Source organism: Pontibacter saemangeumensis (assembly GCF_039541895.1).
GTDB lineage: Bacteria > Bacteroidota > Bacteroidia > Cytophagales > Hymenobacteraceae > Pontibacter > Pontibacter saemangeumensis.
The window spans coordinates 758,144-777,219 of record NZ_BAABHC010000029.1; the positions used below are offsets into that span (position 1 = coordinate 758,144).

Sequence of the window (19,076 nt, forward strand, 5' to 3'; positions counted from 1 at the left end):
AATGAACAAAATCAGGCTCACGCGCCTGTTCAGCTTCGAAATGGCGCATGCGCTGCAGGGGTATGATGGCCCCTGCAGCAACATTCACGGGCATACGTACCGGCTGCAGGTCACCGTGATCGGCACGCCGCTGGCAGATGAGGCGCATCCTAAAAACGGCATGGTGCTGGACTTCGGGGACCTGAAGAAACTGGTGCAGGCGCACATCGTGGAGGCCGTGGACCATGCGCTGGTATTAGGCGTAAACAGCCCGCCGGAGCTGGTGGCGACACTCCGGAAGCTGCATCATAAACTGCTGCTCACACCGTACCAGCCCACCTGCGAGAACATGCTGCTCGACTTTAAAACCAGGCTCCGCAGCCTGCTGCCGACAGGCGTGCAGCTATTCAGCCTGAAGCTCTGGGAGACACAAAACTCCTTTGCGGAATGGCATGCTTCGGATGAAGGATGAAATTCGCCTGCTCCCATTATTATTGTATAACCATATATAACCTTTCTATAAAAGCGGAGCGCTGCGACTTATATCTTATATATGGTCACGGCGCTTCGCTTTGCCAGATAGGTCCATTTGTTTCAGCCTGTTCTCCAGCCTCTGGCAATATACCGGCACGCAACTCCTTTTAAATGCGGCCACCGGTGAAGCAAGAACCGGCGCAAAATGCCTTTCAGTATATAATGGGAAAATCTTTAAGCGGTTTTCTCTCCTCTGATCTCATTTCCAAACGTCATCCCGCAACTTACTTAACCACCGAAACAAACCGGTTCTGTGCGCGTTTCAAAGAGTTTCCAACTAAACTTATTGACCTATGAGAAATCTCCTAATTATATTACTCGGAACCTTCGCCCTTTCCTGCGGCAACGGCGGCAACGAGGCTGAAGGCACGGGCAACGATGAGGCAATGACAGACGAAGGTGTTGAAATAGGCGCGGGAGAAGAGATCAGCCCGCAACTGGAAATGGAAGATGACTCTGCCGAAAACTTTGGCGTGGACACGGTTTCGTCGGCAACGGAAATAAACCAGGAGCAATAACAGCCCTTCCTGCTACAGGTGCAGTCTATAAAATAAGAGCGCAGGACCACAGCCCTGCGCTCTACCAAACAACCAAACACTACACTTCAAACAACTGCGAGGCGGTACACTCCCTTACAGATCCCGCTTCGAGAATATCCGGTTGGAACTGAGCAAGGGCAGCAGCACCCACAGCAGCAGCAGGCCGAACGACAGGCCCACGCCCCACAGGCTTCCGAAAATGCTCTTGTACAGCGCCCCGGTATAGCCCATCAGCGCCGACACGTCCAGGTTCAGCAGCACCATGATGCGGCCCAGGTCTATCGGGTTGAACGCGGTCATGGCCAGCGTGGCGTACTCCAGCGGGTAGTCTCCGAAGGTGTACAGGATAAACAGCACAATGCCATCGTATATCAGGGCGAAGTAAAACCACAGCAGCAGCGCAATGCCGATGCCCTTGGCTTTGTCGCGCGTGATGACGGAGGCCAGAAACGCCATCGCCACGAAAATAAACGTGATGAAGACGCCCGTCAGCACCAGGTACAGGCCCGTGACGCTGGCTCCGAACAGCAGTACCGGGATGCCTACCCCCACCAGGAAAGCCGCCGAGAGCGAGAAGGCAACGCCAAAATACTCACTCAGGAATATCTTCCGGCGGTTGATCGGCTGGGCTACCAGCAGCTCTATAAACTCATAGGAATTGTAGAAGTGCGTGGTGGCGAACACGATGCTGATGAGCGGCACCGTCAACAGGATCAGGTTCAGCAAACTGAGGATACCTTTCTCGGGGCTGCCGCCCAGGTTAAAGAGCCCGATGGAGAGCAGCAGCAGAAACACGGTATAGGCGATAATGATTTTGCTCTTGATGATGTCGTAGAGCACGTATTTGATGATCTTGCTCATGGCTTAGTCCTCCTCGTTCATGATTTTGGCGATGGCCTTGCTCAGGCGCTCCTCGTTGGTCTGCTTCTTCAGGCTGGCAATGGTCTCGTAGAACTTCACGCTGCCGTCCACCAGGCACATCACCTCGTCCGCCACTTCCTCCACCTCGCTCATGATGTGCGACGTGATCAGGATCAGCTTGCCTTTTTTGCGCTCCTTCAGGATCTTGCATTTCAGGATCTCCGCCGAGATCGGGTCCAGGCCTGCGGTGGGCTCATCGAGTATCAGCACCCGCGGGTTGAACATAAAGGCCAGCGCGGCGCTCACCTTCTGCTTGGTGCCGCCCGACAAGGCCCCCATCCGCTTGTCATATATATCCTCCAGCCTGTAAAGGCCGATCAGTTCCTCGTCCACGGCCGAGACGTCTTTCCGGATATCCCGCACCATTCCGATTACCTGCCGCACCTTCATGTTTTCGGGGTAGCGCCCGATCTGGGGCATATAGCCGATCTGGCTGCGGTAGGCGTATTTGTTCAGCACGCTCTCCCCTTTCATCTTTATATCGCCGCTGTCGGGCAGCACCATGCCGAGGATGCACTTGCTCACGGTGGTTTTGCCGGCCCCGTTCGGCCCGATGATGGATATGACTTTGCCTGCTTCAAACCGGACGCTTATGTTCTTAAGCACCTGCAGTTTGCCGTAGGACTTGCACAAGTTTTCTATCGCTATCATGATTTATCTTCTTCATTAACGGACGCTCATCAACCAACTGCTCGGGTATAATACTCGGCAGCACTTTCTCCATGTTATCCATCAGGTCTACCATAAAGCTGCGCATAAACATCACCGAAGGCGGCACCCGCTCCACCAGCATTGAGTATAGGCTCACCGGGCGGTAAGGCACGTCTCCTACCCTGTCTTTGTCCAGGTCGTAGCCCGTGTACTTCTCCCAGTAGTTGTGCTCGAAAAAGTTGTGCTGTGATTTGCCGTTGGTGCTCACGTCGAAGGAGTTGCCGGTGAAGTTGTTCAGCCGGAAAGTGTCCTCGATGCAGGTCGTCATCAGCTTGATGGCCCAGCCGTTTCGCTCAAAGTCGTTGTTTTTTATATCGAGGCGGCTGGAGCTCTCCATGTGGATGCCGGTGGTGTTGCGCCGGAACAGGTTGTTATAGATCACGCTGTTGTTTATCTCCTTCAGGAGCAGGCCGAAAGAGGCCGCTCCCCAGTTATCCTCGAAGGTGTTGTGCTCCATCCGCACGTTGCGCGTGTACATCACGGCCACCCCTGCCCCGTTGTTCCGGAACACATTGTAGGTGTACGTGTTGCCGTCCGAGAACATAAAATGCAACCCGTACCGCACATTCTGGTGGCTGGTGTTACGGTGCACCTGGCTGTCTTTCACCACCTCCAGGTATATGCCGTCACGGTGGCCCTGCACGTCGTTCCCGCTGATCTCCACCTGGTCCGTGTAGTATATATGGATGGCGTTCCCGAGGGACGATTCATTGATATCGGCATTCTCCCCGATCACCACGTTGTCCTTCACCTCGATCCGCTCAGAGTTCTGCAGGTATATGCCGTAGTAGGTCTTCAGGATGGTGTTGCCGAGGATCCTGATGTTGCTGCGCCCCATCACCCGGATGGCGGCATCGTCGCGGGTGTAGCTGGTGGCAACGTTCTTCAGGGTGAGCCCCTGTATGGTTACATCATCGGCCAGAACGGTGATGAGCTGGCCTGTGAAATTGCCGTCGATCACCGGGTTGTTCTGCCCGATGAGGCTTAGCGGCTTGTTGATCTCTATGCCTGATTCTTTATATATACCACCTTTAACTAACACGGTGTCGCCGGCCTTCGCCTTTTTCACCGCCTGCCCCACGGAGGTAAACGCGCAGGTTCTGCACACCTGCAGCGTCGCGCCGAAGGCCTCCGGGGCCCACAGCAGGAAAGCCAGGGCATATATAAACAGCGGGAAATGTCTACTGGAGTTTTTCATCTTTTTGAACGGCTAATAAAACCTGGTCCCAGGTGAGCAGCTGCCCGCCGTGCTCCTGCTGCATCTTTCGGGCGGTGGCCGCGTCTGCCAGGGCGGTCAGGTTCATGCCCATCGGGCTCGGCAGTTCCGGGCTCCGGAGGTAGTGCGCGCTGCGGGCATCCAGCAGCTGGCCGGGGTTCGTGTAATCCGTTACCAGCAAGTAAGCGGCCTTCCCGCCCTGCTCCGGCTGCTCCAGTATATAGGCTGCCAGGCACTCAGCTGCGTCAAAAAAGTAAGGCTTGCCCTTGTCGTTCACCAGCTCGGCGCCATACCGCCTGTCAGACAAGGTCATGCTGCAGTGGGCGCAGTTGGCGGCTCCGTAGGCAATGGGCTTCGGTTCCACTTTGCAGCCGGCTAACAGGAAAGGCAAGAGCAACAGGGCATATAGATAACTAACTGCTTTTTTCATACCAATACATTATTGTGCCTGACAGTTGCCGACTTCGCAGTCCTACGGCTGAGGAAGTACACCAGCCCCGCAAGCAATACGGCCAGAAAAATCCCAAGGCTGCCCCATCCGGGCAATGACAGCGCTTCGAAGTTGAGCAGCTGCTTGCTGCCCAGCAAGGGGGGTATATAGGTCATGCCCGGCACCTTGATCGGGGCCTCAGGGTTCAGGTTAGTCCCGAACTTGTGCAGCCACATATAAAAGTCAAATATGCCCACGGCACCGGCAAGCATCAGCAGCGAAGCCCAGTACAGCACCAGCCGCCTTTTGCCTATGAGGGCAATGATAACGCCCGTTGCCATAAAGAAGTAGACCACATACGGCATAATCCTGAGCTCTTTGAAAGACTCGGCGTGTATCGGCTCCATACCAATGTAGTGGTTCAGGATATTGAAGTTCTGAAGGACACTTTCGGAACTGCCAGCGAGTTTGTTCACCCATATATGCAGTTCCAGTCCTTCCGGATACTGGGGGGCTGTAAGGTAAATCTTCCACATCGGGAAGAGAAACAGAAGCCCGAGCGATAAGGCTGCGATGATCATCAGCACTTTGTTGTAGGTTTTCATCCTTGTAAAGCTTAAGGTGAAATAAAAGATAAACAGCGGAAGCTTCCCTTGGGCAGCCTCCGCTGTTTTGCCCGTTAAGGCTTTACTCTACAGAGGCCGTGGCCGGTGGCACCGGCTTTTTCTCGCCGGTAGAGAACTTGATCGGCACTTTTGATCCCCTTGGTGAAACCCTGACGTACCCCTGCATCTCCTGGTGAAGCGCAGAGCAGAAGTCAGTGCAGTAGAAGGGGAAGATACCCGCCTGCTTGGGCACCCATCGCAGGGTCTGGGTGGCGCCCGGCATAATCAGGGTTTCGGCGTTGTTGGCCCCCATCACCGCGAATCCGTGCGGCACGTCCCAGTCCTGCTCCAGGTTCGTCACGTGGAAGAGCACCGTGTCGCCCACCTGCACACCCTCAATGTTGTCCGGCGTAAAGTGGCTTCGGATGGAGGTCATGTTAACCTTCACGGTTTTGCCGTTTCGGGTCACGCTCACGTCTTTCTCGTTCTTCACAGCCTCCGGGTGGGTGTTCTCATCCAGCTTAAAGAACTTGACGCTGTTCGGGGCCACTAAGTCGGCCCGGATACCCTGCGCATAGTGCGGTTCGGCCACAGTCGGGAAGTCCAGGAGCATCTTCATCTTCTCGCCGCTGATATCGATCAGCTGGGCAGAGTGCATCAGCTCAGGGCCGGTGGGCAGGAAGCGGTCTTTGGTGATCTTGTTCATCACCACCATATATTTGCCATAGGGCTCGCGGGTGTCGCCGCCCGGGATCATCAGGTGGCCTGGAGAGTAGAACACGGGCATCCTGTCTTTTACCTGGAAGTCCTCGAGGCTCCATTTCACTACTTCAGAAGACACGAACATGGTGGAGTACGCGTTGCCTTTGCCGTCGAACTCAGTGTGCAGCGGCCCGAGGCCCGGCTCCTTTACTTCGGCTGCCAGCACAGACTCGTACTTCAGCACCGGTATGCCGTTCACATCACCGTCAAAGTCTTTGTTCTCGATGGCCTTCATCATTTTAGAGAAAGCGAATACGGGCAGAGAGGAGGCTAATTTCCCGTTCACCACCATATACTCACCGGTTGGGTCCACATCAATTCCATGCGGGGACTTAGGGGCAGGCAGCAGGTACATCATGCCGGGGCAGTCCTCCGGAAGCAGGTAGCGCACGGTTTTCTTCACCGTGGACTTGGCGATGTGCGATTTCTCATCCATCTTGTTATGGTAGTAATTGGCTGGCATTTCTTTCGCCTTGCCTTCTGCCGCATACTTGGCCGCAAGCTTCCAGTTGATCGCCGCCAGGTAATCCCGGTCGTTTTGGGACGCGCCCAGTTCCTTCAGCGTGGCGGATTTCTCGGTGTTGTAGGTTGTGAAGAATACCCAGTCGTTAGACGGGCCTTTGCCGCCGTTGGCCAGGTCGTAGTCAAAGCCAGGCACCAGTACCTGGAAGTCCAGTTCCATGTCGCCGTGCTCTTTGTCGACCTTGATGAAGGAGATAGAGCCCCTGAACTTGTCCTTGTACTCGCTCAGGCTCACGTCCTGCGTCCCGCCCTTCATGTCGAGCGGCACGCTGAAGCGCGTTCCGGCCAGCACATACTCGTTGTTGTTGGTCGGGTAGGGCGAGCAGTGGTTACCCGCGCTGTTCGGAATCTCCATGATCTCCACTGTCTCGAACGTCTTCAGGTCCACGCGCGCCACGCGGGGCGTGTTGTTCCCGTTCACGAACAGCCAGCGGCCGTCTGCCATGCCATCGGCGCGGGACAGTTTCGGGTGGTGCAGGTCATCCCAGGGCACGAAGCCGTGCGATGTCTGCAGCATGGCCTTCGACTCCTCGTTGTAGCCGTAGCCGTTTTCCGCGAACTGCGTGAACACCGGGATGACTTTCAGCAGCCTGCCCGAAGGGATGCCATACACGGACACCTGCCCGTTAAAGCCGCCTGACAGGAACGAGTACAGCTCGTCGTGCTCGCCGGGTGCCACATAGACGGCGGTGGCGGCATCAGCCGAAACGGCATCGTCCTGGGCGTTCGCTTTTTCGGAACCGCCACAGCCTTGCAGTGCCGCCCCCGTGGCCAGCGCCATAAGCAGGGTAACCTTAGGCGCTGCTTTCTTTAATTTATTGATCAGGATTTCCATAATGATATATGGGTTAGGGTATATTGTGTTTAGCCTTTAATGTCGTTCTGCCGCAGGAACTCCAGCAGCGCCCTCGCGTCCGCTTCCGAGATGTTCTGGTTGGTCATCTGGGTCAGGTGCTCGGCCAGCAGCTTTTTAGCTTCCGGGTCCTTCTTGGTCATCTCCTCGGGGTTGATCACCATGTTCATGATCCACTCCGGCTTGCGGCGCTCTGTCACACCCGCCAGCCCGGGGCCTACTACTTTCTGGTCGGTCAGTTGGTGGCAGGCGGAGCACTTGCCCTCAAAAATGGTTTTGCCTTCCGCGGCGAGCGCCTCGTCTATGCTTTCGCCCACTTCCACTGTTTTCACCGGGCCAATGCCTTTGCCGTCATCCGCTGCGGGTGCCTCGGCGGCCTGGCTGGCAAGGCCTGTCTCCTCCTGCTCCTCCATCGCGGTGGTCTCGTTCTCGCCAGATGAGCAGCCAATAAGCAGGGCACTACAAAAAAGGGTCAGCGCGCCCGCCCGGATGGCGCTTAGCATGCTGATTCCCTTCATCTTTTCGTGTTTTTCATCTGTTCTTCTGATTTCCATAATCCTGTAGTTTTAGTGTTGACACAATACGCTGTGTTTGTTTACGAAGCAAAAGTAGGGGTGAACGGGAGTTTATTAAAAGACCTTAATCTCTTTTATACATGACATATGTCATTTTTTCTCTTTTCCTGCCTTGAGACCTTTGGATCGGAAATAATAGGGAAAAAAAGTATGAAGCGGTTTGTTCTGATTGTATTAGCGTTAGGTGTGATGGCTCACCAGCTGAGCTTCACCGGCACCTATCTGCTATACCGGGCCAACCGCTCCTACATCATCAGCCAGCTGTGCGAGCAGCGGCAGGTGCCCGGTTCGGGCTGCAAGGGTAAATGCTACCTGCAGAAGCAGCTTAAAAAGAACGTGCAGCGCGAACAGCAACTGCCGCCCACACAAAAAATAGCCACCCCGGACCTGGCCCTGATGCCCGAAGCCTTCCGGCTCACCGGGGCAACGCCAACGCCTGCCCTACAGGAAGTGCGAATGCCATTTTCCTTATGTTTTTATGTCTCCTCTCCCGCCAAGGGCATATTTCACCCTCCCAGGCGCACGGCTTAAATCTTGTATCCCGCCCCTACAGGGCCGCCCTCTCTAATGAAAATCAACACAAGAATTAAGTCATGAAAAAGATTCTATCCGTCTTCATAGCCCTAGTAAGCCTGAACTTCAGCAGCACTGCCTGCGACAAAGGCTGCACCATGGGCGGCAGCTACTTCGGTATTCTGCCACAGTTTCATAAAAACTTTGTAGGCCTGCGCTACACCACGCGCGACTATACCATTACCGCCACCCACGGCCTCCACACCGAGGTAACGGATGAGCACTTCACCACCACAGAGCTTTGGGGCAGGTTTGAACCCATGAAAAACCTGCAGGTGTTTGCCTTTCTGCCCTATGCCTTCAACCAACAGAGCGGGAGCGAGGGCACTTTAAAGAGCCGGGGCTTCGGAGACATCACCCTGCTCGCCAACTATTCGCTCATCAATACAGGCGACAGCCTCAGCCACACAGTAAAGCACACGCTGCAACTGGGGGGCGGTGTGAAACTGGCAACAGGGGCCACCGACCTCCGGCAACAGGAAGAGCCGCTGCCTGCCAACATGCAGCCGGGTACCGGCAGCACCGATTACCTGCTCAACGGCATGTACACCATCCGCTATAAGCAGCTGGGCCTCAACAACGATGTGACGTACCGCTTCAACAGCGAGAACGAAGAAGGCTACAGGTTCGGAGACAGGATCAGCGCTTCTTCCAATGTCTTCTACTGGCAGCAGGTGAAAGGGGTCTCTGTGTTGCCAAGCGCAGGCCTTTACTACGAACATGCGGAGGGCGACAGGCTGAACGGGGTCGGCAACGCACAGAAAGGCGGCGACTCTTACTTCGCGAACCTGGGGCTGAACGTGTATGTGAAGAACATCGCTGTAGGGGGCACGCTGCAACTGCCTGTCAGCAGCACCGAGGCCTACCATCATACCAAAGGCAACAGCAGAAGCATGCTCAACCTCACCTATATGTTCTGATCCCCACTCGCCTTTTTCAGCAACTATATATCATTCATTTCCATCAACCATATATAACTAAAGCGTAACATCATGAGATACAGAAAACTCTGGCTGGGGTTTATTGCCGTTATCGTCGGCTCCTTCGCCGTACTCGGGTACTACGGGTCTGAAATATACCGGCAGGCCCCTCCCATTCCGAAACAAGTCGTGACTGCCTCCGGGGAGGTGGTGTTCACTGAGCAGGACATACAGGACGGCCAGAATGTGTGGCAGTCGATCGGCGGGCAGGAACTGGGTTCGGTCTGGGGCCACGGTGCCTATGTAGCGCCCGACTGGAGCGCCGAGTGGCTGCACAAGGAGGCGATGTTCTTCCTCAACACCTGGGCACAGCAGGAGAAGGGCGTGCAGTACGATCAGCTGGACGGAGAGCTGCAGGCCATGCTGCAGGCCCGTTTGCAGAAGCAGATCCGGGCCAACACCTACGATCCGGGGACGGGCACGTTGACGATCTCTGACCTGCGGGCCAAGGCGATCGCGGACGTGAGCGGGCACTATACCGCCCTTTTCACCGACGACCCGGCGCTGGCCGAGTACCGCGATGCCTACGCCATGGCTGACAACACTGTGAAGGACCCGGAGCGTATGCGAAAGCTGAATGCCTTCTTCTTCTGGACCTCCTGGGCCTGCGTGACCGAGCGCCCGGGGCAGGCCATCACCTACACCAACAACTGGCCCGCCGAAAAGCTGGTAGCCAACGAACCCAGCAGCGACCTCATCATCTGGACCGGCTTCAGCGTGATCATCCTCATCGCGGGAGTGGGGCTGCTGGCTTACTACTATGCCTCCAACAAGGAGGATGAGATCGACCACGCCAAGCTCCCGAAGCAGGACCCGCTGCTGGGCCTGAAGGCCACGCCCTCTATGAAGGCCACGCTGAAGTACTTCTGGATTGTGACCGCCCTGATTGTGGTGCAGGTAACCCTTGGTGTGGTAACGGCGCACTACGGCGTGGAGGGGCAGGCCCTCTACGGCTTCCCGCTCGCCGATTATCTACCCTACTCCGTTACCCGCACCTGGCATGTGCAGCTGGCCATCTTCTGGATCGCCACGTCCTGGCTGGCCACCGGTTTATATATAGCCCCGGCCGTCTCGGGCCACGAGCCGAAGTTCCAGAAGCTGGGGGTTAACTTCCTGTTCATTTGCCTGCTGGTGATTGTGGCCGGTTCGCTGGCCGGGCAGTGGTATGGCGTGATGCAGAAACTGGGCTACGGCGAGAACTTCTGGTTCGGGCACCAGGGATATGAGTACGTGGACCTGGGTCGTTTCTGGCAGATCTTCCTGCTGGTGGGCCTGTTCCTGTGGCTGGGGCTGATGGTGCGGGCCATTATGCCGGCGTTCCGCAACGACGTGGAGGGCCGCCACCTGCTGGGCATGTTCCTGATCTCGTCGGCTGCCATTGCCATCTTCTACGCCTCGGGCCTGATGTGGGGCCAGCACACCAACCTTGCCATTGCCGAGTACTGGCGCTGGTGGGTGGTGCACCTGTGGGTAGAGGGCTTCTTTGAGGTGTTCGCCACCGTGGTGATTGCGTTCCTGTTTGTGCGCATGGGCCTGCTGGAAACGAAAATGGCCACGGCCACCGTGCTGTTCTCCACCATCATCTTCCTGTTCGGCGGTATCATCGGTACGTTCCACCACCTGTACTTCAGCGGTACGCCCACTTCGGTGATGGCGCTGGGCGCCACCTTCAGCGCGCTGGAAGTGGTGCCGCTGGTGCTCATTGGTTTCGAGGCCTACCACAACCTCCAGATCAGCCGCGCCACCCAGTGGATAAAGGCATATAAGTGGCCGATCTACTGCTTCATCGCCGTGGCTTTCTGGAACCTGGTGGGGGCCGGCGTGTTCGGTTTCGTGATTAACCCGCCGATTGCGCTTTACTATATGCAGGGGCTCAACACCACGCCGGTGCACGCGCACACTGCCCTGTTCGGGGTATATGGCGTGCTGGGGATCGGCCTGATGCTGTTCGTGCTCAAAGGCCTCTCGGCCCGCAGACGCTGGAAAGACGGCGTGATCAGCTTCGCGTTCTGGTCCATCAATATCGGCCTGATGCTGATGGTGCTCATCAGTGTGCTGCCGATTGGCCTGCTACAGACCTGGGCCAGCGTGGAGTATGGCCTCTGGTATGCCCGTTCCATGGAGTTCATGCAAACCGATACCATGGAGACCCTGCGCTGGATGCGCGTGATCGGGGACACGATCTTTGCCGGTGGTGTTATCGCCCTTGCCTGGTTCGTGATCGGCCTCAAGACCGGCTGGTCTTTGGAGGAGGACACGGACATCTCACTGGAAAACTACCCGGTCATCAAAACAAAAGAGGGTGCACGCTAAGGAGTAACGTTCTGGCTACCTCCTGAACAGGAAAACGCAGATTCTGAAGGCGCACAGGCTTGTAACGAGGACCTGCCTTAAATCCCCGGCTCTTTGAGTCGGGGATTTTCATGTTCTATATACCTTGTTCTATATCCTTCAGCTGGCAGGTTCCGTCTACAGGCTGTCGATCACCGTTTTCAGCTTTTGGCTCACTTCTTGGGCAATAGCATCCAGCTGCGGGTTGTCTACCGCCGACATGGACTCCATGGGGTTGATGGCGGTTACCTCCACCTGGCCGTTCTCGTGCTCCTGCACCAGCACGTTACATGGCAGCATCACGCCGATTTTATCCTCCTGCCCAATCGCCTGGTAGGCCAGCTTCGGATTACAGGCGCCCAGGATCTTGTACGCCCTGAAGTCAACCCCAAGCTTTTCCTTGAACTTCTCCCGGAGGTCTATCTCGGATATTACCCCAAACCCCTGGCTGCTGAGGGCTGCCTTGGTTTTTTCTAGGGCGTCCGGGTAGTTGTAGTTTACTTTTTTTGTGATATGATACGTCATGGCTAGTATTTAAGGTGTACCTCTTAAGTACGGCAGGCTGATAAGGTTGTTTATATACCGCGCCGACGGAAGGCGGGACCAAACGGTAGTCTTTGCATCCTTGGCCATTTCCTGCAGCTCGTTGCTGCTCCCTGCGCCTGAACAGCGTTGCTCCCCCGGCAAAAACAGGCCAGGCGCTACCCCAAATCCCGGAGGCTGAATTTTTTACAGAGGGTTTGCAAAGTTTGGTATAGTCTTTGAAAAAAGATTGCCAAACACAACATTCTTATAGTCAGAACCATTAAAATTTTAGTAGCATGTATATGAAGTCCAAACAATTCTTTGCCGGCGTCACGCTTTCCGCGTTATTAGGGGGCGGAATTGCCGTAGGTGGTTATAAATTAGCAGACAGCGATACCGGGAGCATCCTCTATGGGCAGACACCCTCTCCGCAGGTGCAGTACACGAGCGCGATGCGCAGCAGCGCGTCCATAGTGCCCGAAGGGATAAATTTCCTGAAGGCATCGGAGCTGGCGACACCCGCCGTGGTGCACGTGATGACGGAGTACAACGGTGGCGGCGCCATTAGCCGCGGTGGCAGCGAAATGGATCCGTTCCTGCGCGAGTTCTTCGGCGACCGCTTCGAGGGGATGCAGGCGCCGCAGGGCACTCAGATGGGTTCCGGATCCGGTGTGATCATTGCCAATGACGGCTATATCATCACCAACAACCACGTGGTCGACAAGGCCGACAAAATAGAAGTGGTGCTGAATGACAAGCGCCGCTTGGCCGCCACGCTTGTCGGCACGGACCCGACGACAGATATCGCCCTTTTGAAAGTAGACGCCAAGGATCTTCCCACTGTCCGGTACGGAAACTCTGATAACCTGCAGGTTGGCGAGTGGGTGCTGGCAGTAGGCAACCCGATGAACCTGACCTCTACCGTGACGGCCGGTATCGTGAGCGCCAAGGGCCGTAACATCGACATCCTGCGCTCGAACAACCCGAACCAGCGGTACAGCATCGAGTCCTTTATACAGACAGATGCTGCCGTAAACCCCGGTAACTCAGGCGGCGCCCTGGTGAACCTGAACGGTGACCTGGTGGGCATCAACACGGCCATCGCCTCCCAGACCGGGTCCTTTGCCGGATACTCGTTTGCCGTACCTTCTACCATCGTCAGCAAGGTGGTGGATGACCTGAAGAAGTACGGCGAGGTGCAGCGCGCGCTGCTGGGTGCCGAGATACGGGAGATTGATGCCGGATTCGCGAAGGAGAAAGGCATCAAGACCCTGAACGGGGTATACCTGGTGAATGTGTCGGAGAGCGGCGGTGCCGACGACGCCGGTCTACAGGCAGGGGATGTGATCACAGCCATCAACGGCGCTCCCACGCATACCTCCTCGCAGTTGCTGGAGCAGGTTGCCCGCTACCGCCCCGGCGACAAAGTGAAGGTGAACTATATCCGCAGCGGCAAAGAGAAAACCGCGAACGTGACGCTCCGGAACCTGAACAACAGCACTGAGCTGGTAAAGCGCAGCCGTGCCGCGGCAGTCACGTTTGAGGGGGCCCGGTTCGAGGCGGTAAGCAAGCAGGAGATGAGCAAGCTCGGCATAACCGGGGGCGCCAAGATCTCTGATGTGGAAGACAGCCAGTTCCGCGACACAGGTATGAAGGACGGCTTCATCATCACGCGCATCGACCGGCAGCCTGTTAACGAGCCTGCAGACATAGAAAAACATCTGAAGAACGTGGACAGCGGCGTTGTGTACCTGGAGGGCGTTTACCCGGATGGCCTCAAAGCCTACTACCCGATCGGGAAAGAGTAACCAAATATAAGATCCCTATATATAAAAAGAGCCCCTGCATTGCTGCAGGGGCTCTTTTTATATATAGCTGCCTGGTGTAAGGCGTACCTTGTGCCAGTATAAAATGGGTTCTGCCTAGCCACGCTGTGCCTACTGCGCATAACTGGAAATTGCAGTCAAATAAGACGGATGCGGGCCGAATTGATTCCAGCCCCCTCCTCTCCCTGCCATTATATATGTATCCGTGGCTATGCCCATCTTTCCTTGTGTAACCAATGTCACTGAACAGGGCCTCGTAACAGATGATCTTTGCACAGTAGTTAACGAAGCATCATTGCTAACCGGGGGCTGCCGGCCTGCTAAAACTCACACGCCTTTAGCGGCTGCGCCTCTTCAGGCTATAAACGAGCTATATATGCAGGAATTCTGGAACGACAGATACAGGCAGGAAGAGATGGTCTATGGCTCTGAGCCGAACACTTTCCTGCGCGAACAGCTCGACATGCTGAAACCGGGCAGGCTGTTGCTACCGGCAGAGGGCGAGGGCAGAAACGAGGTATATGCGGCCCAAAAGGGCTGGGATGTGCTGGCCTTTGACTTTAGCGAAGCAGGCCGGGACAAAGCCATGCGCCTGGCGGAGCAGCGTGGCGTCACAATTAATTACCTGTTGGCGGAGGCCGAGAAGTTCGACACGGAGCCCGGGTGCATGGACGCAGTGGCCCTGATCTACGCGCACCTCCCTCCTGCCGTGCGGCGGCAACTTCACCAAAAGGCAGTGCGATGGCTGAAACCCGGCGGCGTGCTGCTGCTCGAGGCATTTCACCCGAAGCAACTGGCCTATACCTCTGGTGGCCCGCAGGACGTGGCCATGCTGTATACAGCCGATATGCTGCGCGAAGATTTTAAGCAGCTAAGGATTGACCTGCTCGAGGAGCGGGAGGTCATATTAAAAGAAGGTGCCCATCACAGCGGGGCAGGTTTCGTTACGCGGCTGGTGGCCAAGAAGCAGTAGTCCCGGAACATCACCACATAGTACAGATTATTCACCTTAATAGAGACCGGTAAACGGTCATAAAACCATAAACGCAGATGGAAAAGAAGTTAAATGTTATGGTGCCGGTTGATTTTTCGCCGGTGTCTTTTAAAGCCATTGAGTTCCTGGGTTTCCTGATGGAGAAAACCCCGATAGAGACGCACCTGGTTCACGTCATTCAGGTGAACGCGGCAGATTGGTCCGGCTCCAGCGAAACATCTGAAACTATTGACAGGGCGGAAATACGGGCGATGGAACAGAAGGCGGAGCAACAGTTTGCAGAACTGAAGCAACACGTGGATTTCACCTTCACGCGCGAGATCCTGCACGGTGGCCTGACCACCTCCCTTGCCGGATATGCAAACCATCACCGGATAGACCTCGTGATCATGGGGACAGCCGGCGCCGATGGCTGGTATGAAAGGCTATCGGGATCGGAGGCCCAGCACGTGGTGCGGAACACGGAAGTACCGGTAATCACTTTGCAGAAGGACGCCTCCATCACGCCTATCCACAACATAATGTGGGTATCCGACTTCACAGCAGAAAAGCAACCCGAGCGCTCCCTTGCCACCATTCTCACGCTGCAGCGGCTTTTCGAAGCACAGTTACACCTGCTGCAGATCATCCGGCGGGAGGACGAGCCCAGGGCGCGGGCGATAAAGGAAAACATGCAGCGCTTCGCCGACAGCCTGCAGCTGCAGCATTATGAGTTGCACCTACACCGGGATCATAAAGTGCCGGCGGGCGTTCGGAACTTTAACCGGGCGACGGAAATGGATCTTGTGGTGGTCGGCACCCATGCCCGCAAAGGCTTCAGCCACATCTTTTATGGCAGTATAGCCGAAACGTTGGTGAATCACTGCATCCGTCCGCTGCTGACCTATCACCTGAAATAAATCAAAGTACTCCCGGAGCACCGATGTAAGCATCGCTCCGGGTATGAAGAGCAACCATCATGAAAAGACAAGTCGCGCTCGCAACTGCCTTGATAATGGCTATGTGGTGGAACAGCGCTACGGGCCAGGAACACCACACTCCGGAGCAGGGTCATGCCACTGAAGTGCGCACCGACACCGTGGAGGTAAAAAGCGTGAAGGAGCTGTTTACGAAAGGGGAAGTGGACGGCCATGTGCGGAATTACTTCATGGCCACCTGGAATCACCGTTCCCTTTCCGACAACTATGCCAATGCAATCGGGGCTGAGATCGGGTATAAAACCGCTTTGCTTCACGGCTTCCGTTTCGGTTTTGCCGGGCTCTTTACCTATAACCTGTTTTCTTCGGACATACAGGAGCCGGATGGTATAACAGGAAAGCTCCCGAAGCTGGAGCTGGAACTATTCGATATAGAGGACCCTGAAAACAAGGCAGACCTGGACCGCCTCGATGAACTGTATCTAGCGTATCAGTCTGACCGGCTTCGGGCAAAGGCAGGACGCTTCAGCTTCTCCTCTCCCCTGATGAACCCGCAGGACACGCGCATGAAGCCTTATTCTTTCCAGGGCATCAGTGTGGAGGTGCCTCTCCAGGAAAAGGGTTTGCTGACGCTGGCCTGGTTTGACCACTTCTCCCCCCGCAGCACCGTGGAGTGGTTTCAGGCAGATGAGACCATCGGTGTTTTCTCGCCGGGCGTAGATGAATATGGCAGCCCATCGGGCTACCCACACCACACCCGCACCAAAGGAGTAGCCGTGGCAGGCCTGCAGCTAAACCCTGCACGACGCCTTAGCGCCGAAGCCTGGAACTACTGGATCGACAATATCTCTAACAACAGCTATGGCCGCGCCGTGCTGGAAGTTGTGCCGCACGTAAAAGCCGGCGTGGAAGGGCTCTACCAGTTCCGGGTAGGCCACGGGGGAAACCCGGAAGCAGCCCAAGCCTACTTCCCTCACCAGCAGCAGTGGCTGGCGGGCGGCATGCTGGCATACGAGCCCGGCTCCTGGCACCTGTCACTGAACTACCTGCACGTTGGCGGCGACGGGCGCTTCCTGTTCCCGAGGGAGTGGGGCCGGGAGCAGTTCTTCGCAACCGTTTCAAGGGGCAGAATAGAAGGAACCGGCAACGCAGACCTGCTGGTGGCCAAAGCCCGCAAGCAATGGTCCGGCAGGTTCTCTTCGGAAGCAGCTGTCGCTAAATCGTGGTTGCCTGACGCGCAGAATTATCGCTTTAACAAGTATGGCGCAACAGCCTATATAGGCTGGCTGGCTGACCTGAACTACCAACCGGAGAAGCCTGTATTGGACGGCCTCGCCTTTCGGCTGCTCTATGTTGGCAGGGTATCACCAGGTACAGAAATACCACTGCGGGATATGTACTACAATACCAATTTCCATAACCTGAACTTTGTGACGCAGCTGACTTTTTAAGCGCAGGAGCAATGTTAAAAAACAGGAAGGGCAGGCGTAACGGCAATGGTTCATAGTTAAATTACAAAAGATGATAAACATCATCCAATTATAAACAATTAGAACTGATAATCAGCCGTATACATAAACTCACAGCACTATAAAACCTGAAGCTGCAGGCTATATCCTGGCCACAAAACAAGCCGATGTGCTAACCAGACATTAACATAAAGGAAGTTACCGCCCTGTCGAGAATTGGCGGCAAAGTCCCGGACTATGAGGCGAACACCCTTACCGCGCCGCTTGAGTTTCTTGGGCACAACAAAGGCAGCTGGGTCATGCTGTTTTCGGATCCAGCGGATTTTTCGCCTTTTTGTACCGGAAACACCTGATGCCCCGGACGGGCGCATGGACAGTGACCTGGAACTGGTTTGTTTTTACCTGGCCATAAATTGCCTTTAGCCTTACACGTGCGATACAAGCACAGCGGAAGGCACTTAAACTGATTGATATATAATTCTAAGTTTAAAATTAACGCCATGTACACACATTATCAGGTGCTGATTGTAGGCGGTGGCACAGCAGGCATCATGCTGGCCGCCAAACTACGCCGGGAGAAAAGGCACCTCCCGATCGCTGTGATAGAGCCGTCTAAAGACCACTGGTACCAGCCTGCCTGGACACTGGTTGGTGCCGGTACCTACAACTACCCCGACACACGCCGGGATGAGGCGTCCGTGATACCGGCGGGTGTCACCTGGCTGCAGGAAAAGGCCACAGAAGTCCTGCCGGAGGAAAACACCGTCAGAACCGAGAAAAGCGGCGACTTTACCTATGATTACCTGGTACTGGCACCGGGCTCGAAGTACGACCTGGATGGCATCGAAGGGCTGCGGGAAGCACTCAGTAAGCCGAATGTATGCAGCAATTACATCGATCCGCGCAAAACATGGAGCACCCTTCTCAACTTTAAGGGCGGGAACGCAGTGTTCACGCAGGCAGCCTCCCAACTGAAATGCGGCGGCGCCCCCCAAAAAATCATGTACCTGGCCGATGATTATTTCCGCAAAACCGGGGTTCGCGACAAAAGTAACATTCTTTTCGCTACGCCGGGCTCCACTATTTTTGGGGTGCCCGAGTTCCTGGCTACGCTGCAGGAGGTGGTAAAACGGAAAGAGATCATCGTGCGGACGTTCTATAGCCCGGTAAAAATAGATTCTCAGCGCAACGAGGTGCATTTCAAACTCCTCCAACCCCATAAGCAACCTTTTACCGCCAATGAGCGGCTGCTGGAGCGGATGGAGGGTGCGGAGACAGTGGTTATCCCGTATGCCATGCTGCACCTGGCACCGCCACACGTGGCGCCTGATATAGTCCGGAACTCGCCTGCCCTGGCTGTAGCCGAGGGCCCGCACAAAGGCTGGCTTGATGTAGACCCGCACACCTTGCAGCACAAGCGTTACCCCAACATTTATGGTTTGGGGGATATTGCCGCGTTGCCAACCGGGAAAACAGGGGCCGCCGTACGGAAGCAGGCTCCCGTGGTCGCGGCTAACCTTCTCGCCCGCTTGCACCAGAGGCAGCAGCCCGAAAAACAGTACCAGGGTTACTCCTCCTGCCCCGTGATTACCGGCTACGGCAAAATGGTGCTGGCTGAGTTCAAGTACGACAATATCCGCGACAGCGACCCGCTCATCAGTAGGTTTGTCGATACCACCAAAGAGCAGTGGAGCATGTGGCTCCTGAAGAAGTACGGTCTGCCCTGGATGTACTGGAACCTCATGCTGAAAGGAATTATGTAGTTTCGAACGCTATGTGACAAACATCACTGTATAAGGAGTCCGCACAGGCTA

The 19,076-nt window shown here is 55.7% G+C and carries 18 protein-coding genes; 10 read left to right on the forward strand and 8 right to left on the reverse strand.

What is annotated here, in order from left to right:
- The first annotated feature begins 1 nt into the window (after position 1).
- Together ABD920_RS21455 and ABD920_RS21460 are read left to right on the forward strand one after the other, a co-directional pair.
- Complete coding sequence (locus ABD920_RS21455; protein ID WP_345162136.1) at positions 2 to 451, forward strand: 6-pyruvoyl trahydropterin synthase family protein; 450 nt, start codon at positions 2 to 4, stop codon at positions 449 to 451.
- A gap of 355 nt (positions 452 to 806) precedes the next feature.
- Positions 807 to 1,031 (forward strand): hypothetical protein, encoded by a 225-nt coding sequence (locus ABD920_RS21460; protein ID WP_345162138.1) that lies wholly within the window; start codon positions 807 to 809, stop codon positions 1,029 to 1,031.
- Positions 1,032 to 1,145: 114 nt separating this feature from the next.
- Here the strand turns inward: ABD920_RS21460 and ABD920_RS21465 are convergent, their stop codons facing one another.
- From ABD920_RS21465 to ABD920_RS21495, 7 genes are all read right to left on the reverse strand, one after another.
- The gene (locus ABD920_RS21465; protein ID WP_345162140.1) at positions 1,146 to 1,913 is read right to left on the reverse strand and encodes an ABC transporter permease; all 768 of its coding nucleotides are present in this window, start codon (positions 1,911 to 1,913) and stop codon (positions 1,146 to 1,148) included.
- Positions 1,914 to 1,916: 3 nt separating this feature from the next.
- Entirely contained in the window at positions 1,917 to 2,624 is a 708-nt protein-coding gene (locus ABD920_RS21470) for an ABC transporter ATP-binding protein (protein ID WP_345162142.1), read from the reverse strand.
- Positions 2,572 to 3,882, reverse strand: a complete 1,311-nt coding sequence (locus ABD920_RS21475; RefSeq protein ID WP_345162144.1) for a nitrous oxide reductase family maturation protein NosD — start codon at positions 3,880 to 3,882, stop codon at positions 2,572 to 2,574. The genes ABD920_RS21470 and ABD920_RS21475 overlap by 53 nt, the downstream gene beginning before the upstream one ends.
- Positions 3,866 to 4,330, reverse strand: a complete 465-nt coding sequence (locus tag ABD920_RS21480) for a nitrous oxide reductase accessory protein NosL (protein WP_345162146.1) — start codon at positions 4,328 to 4,330, stop codon at positions 3,866 to 3,868. The genes ABD920_RS21475 and ABD920_RS21480 overlap by 17 nt, the downstream gene beginning before the upstream one ends.
- Positions 4,327 to 4,935 (reverse strand): hypothetical protein, encoded by a 609-nt coding sequence (locus ABD920_RS21485; RefSeq protein ID WP_345162148.1) that lies wholly within the window; start codon positions 4,933 to 4,935, stop codon positions 4,327 to 4,329. Before ABD920_RS21485 ends, ABD920_RS21480 begins: the two co-directional genes overlap by 4 nt.
- A gap of 82 nt (positions 4,936 to 5,017) precedes the next feature.
- Entirely contained in the window at positions 5,018 to 7,054 is a 2,037-nt protein-coding gene (gene nosZ, locus ABD920_RS21490; protein WP_345162150.1) for a Sec-dependent nitrous-oxide reductase, read from the reverse strand.
- Between the two features lie 29 nt (positions 7,055 to 7,083).
- Complete coding sequence (locus tag ABD920_RS21495; RefSeq protein ID WP_345162152.1) at positions 7,084 to 7,626, reverse strand: c-type cytochrome; 543 nt, start codon at positions 7,624 to 7,626, stop codon at positions 7,084 to 7,086.
- A gap of 171 nt (positions 7,627 to 7,797) precedes the next feature.
- Here ABD920_RS21495 and ABD920_RS21500 point away from each other — a divergent pair, with 171 nt between their 5' ends.
- The 3 genes from ABD920_RS21500 to ABD920_RS21510 all read left to right on the forward strand — a co-directional run bounded on the left by ABD920_RS21500 (position 7,798) and on the right by ABD920_RS21510 (position 11,513).
- Complete coding sequence (locus ABD920_RS21500; protein WP_345162154.1) at positions 7,798 to 8,178, forward strand: hypothetical protein; 381 nt, start codon at positions 7,798 to 7,800, stop codon at positions 8,176 to 8,178.
- Between the two features lie 62 nt (positions 8,179 to 8,240).
- Positions 8,241 to 9,140: a hypothetical protein gene (locus ABD920_RS21505; RefSeq protein ID WP_345162156.1), complete on the forward strand. Its 900-nt coding sequence runs from the start codon at positions 8,241 to 8,243 to the stop codon at positions 9,138 to 9,140.
- Between the two features lie 72 nt (positions 9,141 to 9,212).
- Positions 9,213 to 11,513: a nitric-oxide reductase large subunit gene (locus tag ABD920_RS21510; protein WP_345162158.1), complete on the forward strand. Its 2,301-nt coding sequence runs from the start codon at positions 9,213 to 9,215 to the stop codon at positions 11,511 to 11,513.
- A gap of 156 nt (positions 11,514 to 11,669) precedes the next feature.
- Here the strand turns inward: ABD920_RS21510 and ABD920_RS21515 are convergent, their stop codons facing one another.
- A complete protein-coding gene (locus ABD920_RS21515) occupies positions 11,670 to 12,056 on the reverse strand; it encodes a DUF302 domain-containing protein (protein ID WP_345162160.1) in 387 nt (128 codons plus the stop codon).
- A 302-nt stretch (positions 12,057 to 12,358) separates the two neighbouring features.
- Here ABD920_RS21515 and ABD920_RS21520 point away from each other — a divergent pair, with 302 nt between their 5' ends.
- The 5 genes from ABD920_RS21520 to ABD920_RS21540 all read left to right on the forward strand — a co-directional run bounded on the left by ABD920_RS21520 (position 12,359) and on the right by ABD920_RS21540 (position 19,025).
- A complete protein-coding gene (locus tag ABD920_RS21520; protein ID WP_345162163.1) occupies positions 12,359 to 13,864 on the forward strand; it encodes a Do family serine endopeptidase in 1,506 nt (501 codons plus the stop codon).
- A gap of 394 nt (positions 13,865 to 14,258) precedes the next feature.
- Complete coding sequence (locus ABD920_RS21525) at positions 14,259 to 14,855, forward strand: class I SAM-dependent methyltransferase (protein ID WP_345162165.1); 597 nt, start codon at positions 14,259 to 14,261, stop codon at positions 14,853 to 14,855.
- 77 nt (positions 14,856 to 14,932) lie between these two features.
- Positions 14,933 to 15,775 (forward strand): universal stress protein, encoded by an 843-nt coding sequence (locus ABD920_RS21530; RefSeq protein WP_345162168.1) that lies wholly within the window; start codon positions 14,933 to 14,935, stop codon positions 15,773 to 15,775.
- 59 nt (positions 15,776 to 15,834) lie between these two features.
- A complete protein-coding gene (locus ABD920_RS21535; protein WP_345162170.1) occupies positions 15,835 to 17,244 on the forward strand; it encodes a porin in 1,410 nt (469 codons plus the stop codon).
- Positions 17,245 to 17,762: 518 nt separating this feature from the next.
- Complete coding sequence (locus ABD920_RS21540) at positions 17,763 to 19,025, forward strand: NAD(P)/FAD-dependent oxidoreductase (RefSeq protein WP_345162173.1); 1,263 nt, start codon at positions 17,763 to 17,765, stop codon at positions 19,023 to 19,025.
- Positions 19,026 to 19,076: the final 51 nt, after the last annotated feature.

Bases quoted from the DNA above. Each gene is read 5' to 3' on its own strand.
- ABD920_RS21455 (WP_345162136.1), top strand. From the start codon at position 2: ATGAACAAAATCAGGCTCACGCGCCTGTTCAGCTTCGAAATGGCGCAT.
- ABD920_RS21460 (WP_345162138.1), top strand. From the start codon at position 807: ATGAGAAATCTCCTAATTATATTACTCGGAACCTTCGCCCTTTCCTGC.
- ABD920_RS21465 (WP_345162140.1), bottom strand. From the start codon at position 1,913: ATGAGCAAGATCATCAAATACGTGCTCTACGACATCATCAAGAGCAAA.
- ABD920_RS21470 (WP_345162142.1), bottom strand. From the start codon at position 2,624: ATGATAGCGATAGAAAACTTGTGCAAGTCCTACGGCAAACTGCAGGTG.
- ABD920_RS21475 (WP_345162144.1), bottom strand. From the start codon at position 3,882: ATGAAAAACTCCAGTAGACATTTCCCGCTGTTTATATATGCCCTGGCT.
- ABD920_RS21480 (WP_345162146.1), bottom strand. From the start codon at position 4,330: ATGAAAAAAGCAGTTAGTTATCTATATGCCCTGTTGCTCTTGCCTTTC.
- ABD920_RS21485 (WP_345162148.1), bottom strand. From the start codon at position 4,935: ATGAAAACCTACAACAAAGTGCTGATGATCATCGCAGCCTTATCGCTC.
- nosZ (WP_345162150.1), bottom strand. From the start codon at position 7,054: ATGGAAATCCTGATCAATAAATTAAAGAAAGCAGCGCCTAAGGTTACC.
- ABD920_RS21495 (WP_345162152.1), bottom strand. From the start codon at position 7,626: ATGGAAATCAGAAGAACAGATGAAAAACACGAAAAGATGAAGGGAATC.
- ABD920_RS21500 (WP_345162154.1), top strand. From the start codon at position 7,798: ATGAAGCGGTTTGTTCTGATTGTATTAGCGTTAGGTGTGATGGCTCAC.
- ABD920_RS21505 (WP_345162156.1), top strand. From the start codon at position 8,241: ATGAAAAAGATTCTATCCGTCTTCATAGCCCTAGTAAGCCTGAACTTC.
- ABD920_RS21510 (WP_345162158.1), top strand. From the start codon at position 9,213: ATGAGATACAGAAAACTCTGGCTGGGGTTTATTGCCGTTATCGTCGGC.
- ABD920_RS21515 (WP_345162160.1), bottom strand. From the start codon at position 12,056: ATGACGTATCATATCACAAAAAAAGTAAACTACAACTACCCGGACGCC.
- ABD920_RS21520 (WP_345162163.1), top strand. From the start codon at position 12,359: ATGAAGTCCAAACAATTCTTTGCCGGCGTCACGCTTTCCGCGTTATTA.
- ABD920_RS21525 (WP_345162165.1), top strand. From the start codon at position 14,259: ATGCAGGAATTCTGGAACGACAGATACAGGCAGGAAGAGATGGTCTAT.
- ABD920_RS21530 (WP_345162168.1), top strand. From the start codon at position 14,933: ATGGAAAAGAAGTTAAATGTTATGGTGCCGGTTGATTTTTCGCCGGTG.
- ABD920_RS21535 (WP_345162170.1), top strand. From the start codon at position 15,835: ATGAAAAGACAAGTCGCGCTCGCAACTGCCTTGATAATGGCTATGTGG.
- ABD920_RS21540 (WP_345162173.1), top strand. From the start codon at position 17,763: ATGTACACACATTATCAGGTGCTGATTGTAGGCGGTGGCACAGCAGGC.